This window comes from Pseudomonas sp. AKS31, from assembly GCF_023634765.1.
GTDB lineage: Bacteria > Pseudomonadota > Gammaproteobacteria > Pseudomonadales > Pseudomonadaceae > Aquipseudomonas.
The window spans coordinates 360736-371098 of sequence record NZ_JAMLFX010000005.1 but is presented as its reverse complement, the minus strand read 5'-3'; the positions used below and the strand labels follow the sequence as shown (position 1 = coordinate 371098).

Here is a 10363-nt window from a genome sequence, read left to right as displayed (position 1 = left end):
CGAGCAGGCTCGCTCCCACCCTTGGAATGCGTTCCCTGTGGGAGTGAGCCTGCTCGCGAAGAGGCCCGCTCAGACAACACAAATACCTCGGTTACAGCAGATTCCCACCCACCACCGGCTCAACCTGCGCCCAATGCGAGGTGTCTTCACGATGCGCCTGCAAATACGGCAGCACCGCCGCCAGCAACGGCGCTTTGAACGCCTCTTGAAAACGATGCGCCAGACCAGGAATCAGCTTCAACTGACTGCCGCGAATATGCGCCGCCAGATGCACCCCGTGCATCACCGGCAACAACGGGTCCGCCGTGCCATGCACCACCAGCGTCGGCACTCGCAATTGATTGAGCAACGCCACCCGGCTCGGCTCGGCAAGGATCGCCATGATCTGCCGCTTCACACCTTCGGGGTTGAACGCACGGTCGTAGGACAGCGCGGCCTGATGCAGCAAGGCCTGACGATCATCGGTGACCGTCGGGCTGCCCAGCGCGGCGAGCAGGTCAGCCTGTTGCTCCAGCGCCACCTGTCGATTCGGTGCGCCGCGACGCGACAACAACTGCACCAGTGCCGCGCTCGGTGCCGGCAGGCCTTCGGCGCCCGAGGTGGTCATGATCAATGTCAGGCTCTCGACCCGCTGCGGTGCCATTGCCGCCATGTGCTGGGCAATCATCCCGCCCATGCTTGCGCCCAGCACATGGAATTGCTCAACATGCAGCGCGTCCATCAAGCCCAGCGCATCGTCTGCCATATCCGTCAGGCTGTAGGGCGCCGCCACCGGCAGACCGAGTTTGTAGCGCAGCACTTCAAAGGTCAGATTGGCCTCCGCCGGCGCCTGACGCCAGGTCGACAAACCGACGTCGCGGTTGTCATAGCGAATCACCCGAAAGCCCTGCTGACACAGCGCGACCACCACTTCATCCGGCCAGTGGATCAACTGACCACCCAAGCCCATGACCAGCAACAACGCCGGATCCGACGTGCGACCAATGCTCTGGTAAGCCAGGCTCACCTGCTGCAGATCAACATGTTCGGTCGGCACATTGACGTCGCAACGCGCCGCCGCCCATACCGACGATCCGAAAAAAATCGCGGCCAGAACAGCCGCGACCGATAAAAATCCCTTGACCATGAAAAACACCGAAACGCAGAACCCCAGTAGAGCGCGAGTCTGATGAAGTTTGTTCAAGCGCGCTGCCACACTTCCATGACAGTTTGATGAAGAGTGCCGAGCGGTCATCGACCGTTGGTGCAAACAATATCTATGTACCGCCATCGCCTTGCGCGATTTCTCTTGAATGACCCGCTCAGGGACGGATTCCCCGCCCCGCCAATGCGAGTCACACCACCATGCCCGAGCGCCTTATTCCGGATGAACTCCCCGCACCGTCACCGTTGCCCGAGACCGTCGAGCACCTGCCGAAAACCATTGATGACAGCCTGTTGCTGCAGGCCTGCCAACGCTGGCGCGCCAGCAGCGAGGGTTTACGCGACCTGTTTGCCGCCAGCCCGGCCCTGCGCGACAGCATCAATGAACTGCTGCGCCAACAACTGCAACTGGACGGTGAAAAAACCGGACTGCGCTTTGCTGCCACCGATGACCAGCCGGAACACTTCGTCAGCCTCACCGACGCCTGTGCCTTCGTCGTTCAACAGCCGACGCTGGAAACCGATCTGGATCAGCATTGTGTCCTCTCCGGCCTACGCGCCAACCATCCGTTGTACGCCTTGAAGCCGCTGCAACTCCTGGAAAAACTCAAAGCCCTCGACCCACGCAAAAGCCACGAGATTCGCTGGGCAGAATTCTGGGATGCGCGGGCGCCGCGCACGCCCGTGTCGCGACGTACCCGCGCCACGCAGCTTTACCGTGCGCATTTCGAAGCCACTGCGCACATGGCCCTCGCCCACCAGGCCATTACCGCGGCGCAACTCAAAACCCTGCAACTGATCATTGATTCAGGTGACGGCGTGCTGACGATCGATGGCCAGCCTGTGCACACGGAAAAGCTGGCACTGGTGCTGAGCAATGGCAGCAGAATCAAACTCCCCGGTGCCTGGGTCATCAGCGTCGGCGATTTGGCCACGGCCGCTCCGTTGCTTTATCTGCCCGGCAACGCCACATCGATCCAGGCTTTCACCACTCGCGCAGACATGCAGACGTGGCTGGCCGGTCAGGTACAGATTCCCACCGGACTGCCCAAGACCATCCAGCGCGTTGACTACAGCACAGCGCTCGAGCCGATGGTCACCGGCGCCAGCGATCTGTTCGCCAACCGCCACCACGCGCAGCTCTACGCCTTGAGCAATACCAACAAGGGCCATCCCGGGATCAGGGCGCATGGCGCGCGCTCACTGGTGCACGTCGATCTGATCGATCATCAGCGCAGCAGCGCGATCATCGTGGCGGCGCCGCCAAAACCGCTTACGTCCACCAGCGATGTCGAGACGGACGAGACACCGCTGTTCGGCAGCCTGTCGGCCGGGATTCCACTGGGCATGCGCCACGCGGCGCTCAAACGCCAGCGCGAAGCGCTTGAGCGCTTGCAGGACAATGACAGCGACGGCGCTCGATACCGAGAATGCCAGGACGCCCTCGATGCGCTGGAAACCGCCGAACAAGCCGGCACGACCGCTGCCACAACGCTGCTTTACCGCGAAACGGCCCTCGACGTGAGCACCTTCAATACGGCGTTCAGTGCCCTGCGCCAGGCACACCTGGACGGCTTGTATGCCGAAGGCAGACTGCAAGCGGCGCTGGGCCAACTCGACAGCGGCGAACATGACCTGCTCAAAGCCGTGCTGGATAAGCCCGTCGCGGCCGAACGCGACGCGGACATCACGGCGGCCAGCCTGACCTTGTCACTGAGCGAAACCCAGGACGGGGTCACGACAACGCAGAGCGAAGTGCTCCGGGGCGCGCTGGTCATCGGAGCACAAGCCGCACTCGCCGACCGCACCGCGACTTCCAGTCTGATGCTCTACTGGCCGGGCAATGGTGGGGGCCTGCAACGCTTTGCTGATCGCCGCACGCTGGAGTGCGAGGTGTTCCGGATTCTGGATCACGACAGCAACCTGACCCTGCAACTGAGCCCCATCAGCACAGACCCGTTACATCACTGCCTCAATGAGCTGGTGACCGACTTCGAAGCAAAAGCCACACCCCTGCGCGGTATTCCCGAGCAGGCCGATGCACTGGCAATCCTGCGCCAGGGCTACCTCGCCCATCTGCAGGTTCCGCTGCACGCCGCCAGACAACTGGCCTTTGCTCATCTGCAGGAACAGGAACGCAGCGGCACCCTCGCCGGGCATCTGCCGGGCTGGCTGGTCACGCTCAAAGAGAACGAGCGCAGCGCGTTGAAACAGAACATCGAGGCGTACATTGCGGCGATGCGCCAAAGCCACGCGCTGATGACACTTGCGCTGGAGCCCCGTGACGACTTCACCCGCCGTCACCTGCACGCACGCCTGCGCAAGGACTTTTCCCTTGATGGTGACTTTTCCATCCTGGTTGAACTGCCCGACTCGACCACCACCGAACAGGTGCCCGAGGCTGGGCCCGGTGGCATCAGGAAGACGACCAACATTGTGCCCAGCAAAGCACACAGCAAAATGTCACTGGAGGACCTGGCCCAGCTCAATATCGATAACGTGCAATCGGTGCTCAATGACTCGCTTTCACAACGCCTGGTCTTCCTGCGCCTGGAGATCACTGCGACGCACAGGACAGATCGCACGCGCCTGCTCAACGGCATCAACCTGACCTATCTGCGCAGGGTCCTGCCGGAACTCGACCTGCCCAAAGCCTATGAGCAGAAGATCCGTGACGCCTTTCAAGGCGCCGCCAGCGAGTCGGCATTCGTCAGACAACATCGCCGGGAAAGCCTGATCGAGCCCTGGCGCCTGATGCTGAAAATACAGAGCGAAAATGCACGCCTGCAAAAACACCTCAGCCCTGATGAAGCAGCGCTGCTGAACACCGCTATCGATGCCGACACCCCACAGGCATGGCAAGCCACCGGCAAGCGCCTTGTGCTGTTGCCGGTGTCGCTGAAAGTCGGTGGCAAGGACACCCCCGGCGAAGGCCCGGTGACGCTGTCCGGCGTCAGCTTCATCCAAGAGCAGATCAGCGGCGTCACCCTGCTGTACCTGCCGGACAGCCACGACGGGCAGTTTTTCCGCCGCTACGACACGCTCGAGGCGGCGCGCAAAGGGCTGTTCACTTTGTGCGCAACTGACAAATGGATCGACTACCTGGCAGGCAGGACCTTGCAGGGCAACGTCAGGGCCCATGTCCGGCGTATCGGTCAGGCCGTGGAAAAAAACTTCGATGCCATTATCGAAGTCGGCGTGCGCTGGCCGGCCAGTACTTCGCTGGCCGCGCACCTGCTCGACGCGCACATGGGACGCTTGATCGAAGCCCATCGCGGCACGTCGCGCTCCAATGATGAATTGTTCTTCGAGCGTTACGCCCTGAAAGGCCCGCGCGCTTTCAACTACATCAAAATGGCCTTGGGCATGGTGCCCTTCGTCGGCAGCGTACTGGCCCTTTACCAGGCCTGGACCGCTGCCAATCAGGCGACCGCCGCATTCTTGCGCGGCGATGTGGCCGACGGTCTGGTGGAAATCGAATCGATGCTGTTGTCGTTGATCGACGCGTTCATGGATCTGCTTCCGGGCGAAGCCGCAGCCTCGACGCTGTCGCAGACGACCCGCGCGTTGACGCGGGCGCGTCAGCTTCACACGGTGGTGCGCAACATGGCGGCACTGCAGATCAAGTCGCAGCGTCACGCCCGGCATGTGCTGGCGCGCTTCAAGGATTACGAATATGAAAAGCCGATTTCCCTGGCCGCCACAGAGCCGGTCGGCCACGGCCTCTATCGCGGGATCTACCGGCATGCCGACGGTGACTTCATCGAGCGCCAGGGTCGCCTCTACCAGGTAGAGCTGAGCCGCGATTCGCGCAGCTGGCGCCTGGCCGGCAACTCGCGAAAAACCTACAAGCAACCGATCGCACTGGATGAAAGCGGACACTGGGACACCTGGTTCGGCGTCCACGGTACAGCCCTTGAAGGCGCCGCGGTGGGGGGTGGCAATGTCGTCGGGCGTGTCGCCGATACGCTCGAACCTTTCTGGCCACCGGTGATTCGCCAACGCTTGCCGCGCTGGCTGGTGGATCGAAACTTCCGCCGTCACCATCAACTGACCGCTACCGTTGATGACCTGGCCGACCAATTGCAACGCAGGGGGGCAAAAAGTGACCGGGTGCTCAATGCCTACGGCGCAGCCACGGACGCGCAACGCCTGACCATGTTGCCAGCGGTCGAAGCCGCTTGTGTTGGCGATATCAAATTGGCCAGGCAGCGTTATGAGGCGTTGACCGAGTTGACTGCGCTGACCCAGGGCAGAAAACGCAGGGAAGTCACCTACATGCAAAGCAAGACCGCATGGCTGTTGACTGATCGTTACCGGCGACGCGCCATTCACGTGTCGCATAAATTTCTCGGCATGACACGAGCAGTCAAGCGCTTGAAGCAGCTACACAATGCGCTACCAGGTGATGCTGTGGCTGAACGTTTGAAACACATTGAAGACATCCACAGGTTTCGTGTCGAGATCATCAACCAGCTCGATCAATTGGGCGAACTCAAGGATCAGGTCAATCACTGGTATGAACGCATGCTGGCTAAAGACCGGCCGAAAATTTCGGCGCTGGTCGATAACACGAACAGTCGTCACAGTGAAGCCGTGTTGCTGTACCTGAAAACCTCCCAACGCCTGGAAATCGTCAGAAAACCCGGCAGCCCCGACGACGCCTCGTGGCGCTATTTTGTGACGATGGCAGAGCCCCTGCGCAACAAAATCGATCTGCGCCTGTACCGCCAGTACGACCTGCCGAACATGCAGAATACGACCGCCCAACGTAACCGCATTCTTCAGGAAAGCATCGACGCTTGTGTCGAGTTTCGTCGCGAGATTGGCGTCTGGATCGCCAGCTATCCGCAATTCTTTCATCTGGACGTAGTCGAGCCCTTGCTCGAAGGTATCGATCGCTTGGCGGATCGCGCGCGTGCCGCTATCAACAAACCACCCGAGCCGAGGGTCGCGGGGCAACCTCTGCAGCGCGTGTTCATCACCGATGACAACCAGTTGCGCCATGGCGTGGAGCAATGGGACAACGTGACCAACGCCCGTCAATACAGAAGCACCGGGACTGGAGGCTATGAAGAAATCTGGGAACATGGCGCCGATGGCGTCGTGCGCCTGACCAACCCGCAAAACCTGGCAGTTCCCTCCCCCGCCGAGCTGAGTCTGGCCACCCTGGTAACCGAGGCACAGCAACGTCTGGACAACCTGGCCACTTACCGCACCACGGTGCAGAGCAACGCCAACCGCGGCATGCTCCCCGTCGACCTGCAGCACATGATGGACAGTCAGGCGAGTGAACTCACCACCCGTGCCGACAGTATCGCCGCCAAGTCGGCAGAGCAGCCGATCATTCGGCAATTACGCGACCAGGCCGCCGCGCTGATCGTCGAAGGCCGGACCTTGCGCACCCAGCGCTCATTGAGCAGTCAAAAGCCTACCGACGGCATGCTTGATGACCTCATCGGTCAAAACGCGGTGGAGATCCGCAAACCCCTTGCGATCCGGCAACTGGCGGATCATCAGGGTCGCGCCAACTACCTGCAGGAATATGAGGTCTGGAACCTCACGCAGGAGCCTGCGCAACTGCTCTGGTACGTGCATTTCCATTACCGCTCGGCGACAAGGCCTCTGCGTCAATTCGAAAGAGCTCACCTGAAACTGCCGGCGCATCGCAAGCTGACTCACGCTGACGACCCGACCCTGCTCGATTCCCGAATCACCGAACAGTCGATTGTTCTGCGGCATTTCGAAGGGATTTGAATCCGCGCTCTGCTACCGCCCGTCGCTACTGTCAGATCTGACAGTAGCGCGGCCAAGGTTTTGCGCAGCCAATGGATCGACGACGGAACTCATGATGAACCGTCGATACGATCAAGGGATGGCAGACATGAATAAAAACCTTCTTCAGAACGGCGGCTTCGACACGGGCGAGTTTGATCCTTGGGAGGTACACGTATTCGAAGGCAAAGCCAGCGTCGTTCAGCATAATCGCAGCGCCCAGGCGCAGGTGCTGCCCGGTGTAAACAACGGCGTAGTGCTGTTGAACCGATTCAATGCCCAATCCGGTGCCTTTACCGTGCAGATCGAAGCATCCGCGCCTGAGGCCAAATACCATCAGGATCCGCCGAACATCGATACGCACGCGATTCTGTTTTTTATTATTTCGGGCTATGCAAAGGACGGTAAACCAGTCCAGTACGACATCGGTAGCTGGTGGCTGAAACCTGCACAAAAGTCTTTCAAATACTCCGGCGTCATGTTGGACGGCGTAGTGGAGGCCCAGGTTCAAGTGTCCTTTTCTTCTGATCCTCTCAGGGTCAAGGGCCCGCTCTACATCGATAACGTCAGCTACACGCTCGATCCACCCGAACACGTTCGCGAAACCCGATGGAGTCAGTGAACGGCGGATCGGCGCCACTGCACAAGGACGTGCGGCGCTCCACGGATTAAAGAGGTGTAACGGTCGACAGCTCAGGCAACTTGAGACAAACTCACCCTCTTTGCGTTTATCACAAGTTTTCCTCATGGAGCCTTCGGTGCTTGAAATCCGTCACCTGAAAACCCTGCACGCCTTGCGTGAAGCCGACAGCCTGGTCGATGCCGCCGACCGTCTGCACCTGACGCAGTCGGCATTGTCCCACCAGTTCAAGGAGCTTGAGGAACGCTTGGGCATGGCCCTGTTCGTGCGCAAGACCAAGCCGGTGCGTTTCACCAGTGCCGGTTTGCGCCTGCTGCAACTGGCCGACGCAACCCTGCCGCTGTTGCGCGCCGCCGAACGGGATATCGGTCGTCTGGCCGGTGGCACCGCCGGGCGTTTGCACATGGCCATCGAATGCCACAGCTGCTTCCAGTGGCTGATGCCGACCATCGACCAGTTCCGCGATGCCTGGCCGGAAGTCGAACTCGACCTCGCCTCAGGCTTCGCTTTTGCACCGCTGCCGGCACTGGCACGTGGTGATCTGGATCTGGTGGTGACGTCTGATCCACTGGAAATCGCCGGCATCACCTATGTTCCGCTGTTCACCTACGAAGCCATGCTCGCCGTGGCCAATCAGCATGCTCTCGCGGGTAAACCGTACATCGTCCCCGAAGACTTGCTGACGGAAACGCTGATCACCTACCCGGTGGAACGCGACCGCCTCGACATCTTCACGCGCTTTCTGGAACCGGCCGACATCGAGCCGGCACAAGTGCGCACCTCGGAGCTGACGGTGATGATGATGCAACTGGTCGCCAGCGGCCGAGGCGTCTGTGGCATGCCGCACTGGGCGCTGCACGAATATAGCTCGCGCGGTTATGTGAAGGGCAAACGATTGGGGGAAAAAGGTTTGTTCGCGACTTTGTACGCGGCGATTCGCACCGACATGCTCGATGCCCCGTACATGCGCGATTTTCTGCTGACGGCGAAAGACACCTCGTTCTCGACCCTGGACGGCGTCAGCGCGGTTCGCTGAGTCACTTGTGGGAGCGAGCCTGCTCGCGAAAGCGATGTATCAGACACGAAAATAGTGACTGTCAGATTGCCTTCGCGAGCAGGCTCGCTCCCACAGGGATCAGCGCAATATCAGAGCTGTCGCCACATGTGGATCTTGTCGAAATAGTCTTCGCCCACCCGCACCGCCAGCGGTTCGAGGCCGAACTGGATGAAGCCGCAGCGTTGGTAGAGATTGAACGCGGCGTCATTGCCGGCGGTAACGGTGAGTTGCAGCAGTTTCAGCGCCGGGTGGTTTCGCGCTTCGGCGATGGCTGCCTGCACCAGTTCATGGCCCAGGCCGTGCTGACGAAAATCTGCCGAGACGTACATGCCGAACAACGTGGCCTTGTGACGAGCCTTCTCGCGCGGTTCGAAGGCCAGGCCGACGATGCCGGCCAACGTGCCGGTTTCAAACGCGCCAAGCACCACATCGAGCTTGCTGGTCAGGCGCCCTTCCCACCAGCTCAACGGCATCACCGCGCGTTCGCGCACGCTTGAGGTGAAGGCCTGCGGATGACGGTCATAGGCTTCAAGCATCAGTTCGCGGTAAGCCAGGGCATGACTGGCATCCAGCCGTTCGATCCACATGCTCACGCCGTCCTGCGTTGTTCAAGCATCAGCCGCACAGCGAGGCCGCCGAGGACGAAGCCCATGAAATAACGCTGCAGCGCCAGCCACGTCGGGTTACGCACAAACCACGCAGCGATGCCCGCCGCGAACAGCGCGATCAACAGATTGACGCAGAAGCTGACGCTGATCTGGGTCAGGCCGAGAATGATGCTTTGGGTGAACACCGAGCCGTGTTCAGGGGTGATGAATTGCGGAAAGACCGAGAGGTAGAACACGGCGATTTTCGGATTCAGCGCGCTGGTGAGAAAGCCCATGGTGATCAGCTTTCGCGACGAGTCCGGGGGCAACTGCTGCGCCTCGAACGGTGAGCGCGCGCCCGGTTTCACTGCTTGCCAGGCCAGCCACAGCAGGTACAGCGCACCGGCCCACTTCAGTACTTCATACGCCATCGGCACCGCCAGAAACACCGCGGTCAAACCTGCCGCCGCCGCGAACATGTGCACAAAGAATCCACTGACCACGCCGAGCAACGAGGTGACTCCGGCCTTGCGCCCCTGACAGATCGAACGCGAGATCAGGTAGATCATGTTCGGCCCCGGTGTCAGCACCATCAACAGCGCGGCAGCAGCAAAAATCAGCAGGTCTTGCAGCGGGATCATGGCAAAGTCCTTTGCGTGGATGATCAGACGATGGCCGTCAGCGAATTGCGATAAAACGGCAGGATCAGGTCGCGTGTCAATGGCGCCAGTACGACAGCAGGATCAGTGGCCGGATCGACCCAGATCACTTCCTCGATTTCCGCCGCCGGAGTGACGTCGGCCGCGATCGTCAGTTGAAAGATCTCGGCCTGGACGACAAACCCCGGCTCGTTGGCCGCAGGCGCCGAGAACTGGCCGAGAAAGCTGGCCTGCGCAGGATCGATCCGCAGCCCCAGCTCTTCTTCCAGCTCCCGGGCCAGCGCGTGCACCGGCAACTCATGCGCCTCGATCTTGCCGCCCGGTTGCATGAACGCCGTGGTGCCACGCTTGCGCACCAGCAGGGTCTGGCCTTCGGGGTTGAGCAACAGCGCGGCGGCTATATGAATGAGGTTTGCAGAGACAACGGATGCAGAGGTCATGGGTCAGCCACCGGCCTGGAAAAACCGCAAGGATCCCATGCGCGCCCCGCTGAGGTCATCCC

Annotated in this window: 7 protein-coding genes; 3 read left to right on the top strand and 4 right to left on the bottom strand. The window is 60.8% G+C overall.

The genetic code is table 11. The annotated features are described in order from the left end of the window. Positions 1-91: 91 nt before the first annotated feature. Positions 92-1126 carry an alpha/beta fold hydrolase gene (locus tag M9827_RS17270; protein WP_250606327.1) on the bottom strand — a complete coding sequence of 345 codons (1035 nt, stop codon included), beginning with the start codon at positions 1124-1126 and terminating at the stop codon, positions 92-94. 218 nt (positions 1127-1344) lie between these two features. On the opposite strand from M9827_RS17270, the gene M9827_RS17265 reads away from it, so the two are divergent. The 3 genes from M9827_RS17265 (at position 1345) to metR (ending at position 8594) form a co-directional block, all read left to right on the top strand. Further along, on the top strand, positions 1345-6900 hold the full coding sequence (locus M9827_RS17265; RefSeq protein WP_250606326.1) for a dermonecrotic toxin domain-containing protein: 5556 nt from the start codon (positions 1345-1347) through the stop codon (positions 6898-6900). A 127-nt stretch (positions 6901-7027) separates the two neighbouring features. Then, positions 7028-7540, top strand: a complete 513-nt coding sequence (locus M9827_RS17260) for a hypothetical protein (RefSeq protein ID WP_250606325.1) — start codon at positions 7028-7030, stop codon at positions 7538-7540. A 136-nt stretch (positions 7541-7676) separates the two neighbouring features. Then, the gene (metR, locus tag M9827_RS17255; RefSeq protein WP_250606324.1) at positions 7677-8594 is read left to right on the top strand and encodes a transcriptional regulator MetR; all 918 of its coding nucleotides are present in this window, start codon (positions 7677-7679) and stop codon (positions 8592-8594) included. A gap of 110 nt (positions 8595-8704) precedes the next feature. On the opposite strand, the gene M9827_RS17250 is transcribed toward metR, so the two are convergent. Genes M9827_RS17250 through M9827_RS17240 form a run of 3 tightly spaced genes read right to left on the bottom strand, consistent with a single transcriptional unit; the run spans position 8705 to position 10301 of the window. After that, positions 8705-9202: a GNAT family N-acetyltransferase gene (locus M9827_RS17250; protein WP_250606323.1), complete on the bottom strand. Its 498-nt coding sequence runs from the start codon at positions 9200-9202 to the stop codon at positions 8705-8707. A gap of 2 nt (positions 9203-9204) precedes the next feature. Then, positions 9205-9843 carry a LysE family translocator gene (locus M9827_RS17245; RefSeq protein ID WP_250606322.1) on the bottom strand — a complete coding sequence of 213 codons (639 nt, stop codon included), beginning with the start codon at positions 9841-9843 and terminating at the stop codon, positions 9205-9207. 23 nt (positions 9844-9866) lie between these two features. After that, the gene (locus M9827_RS17240; protein ID WP_250606321.1) at positions 9867-10301 is read right to left on the bottom strand and encodes an NUDIX hydrolase; all 435 of its coding nucleotides are present in this window, start codon (positions 10299-10301) and stop codon (positions 9867-9869) included. Positions 10302-10363 lie beyond the last annotated feature (62 nt).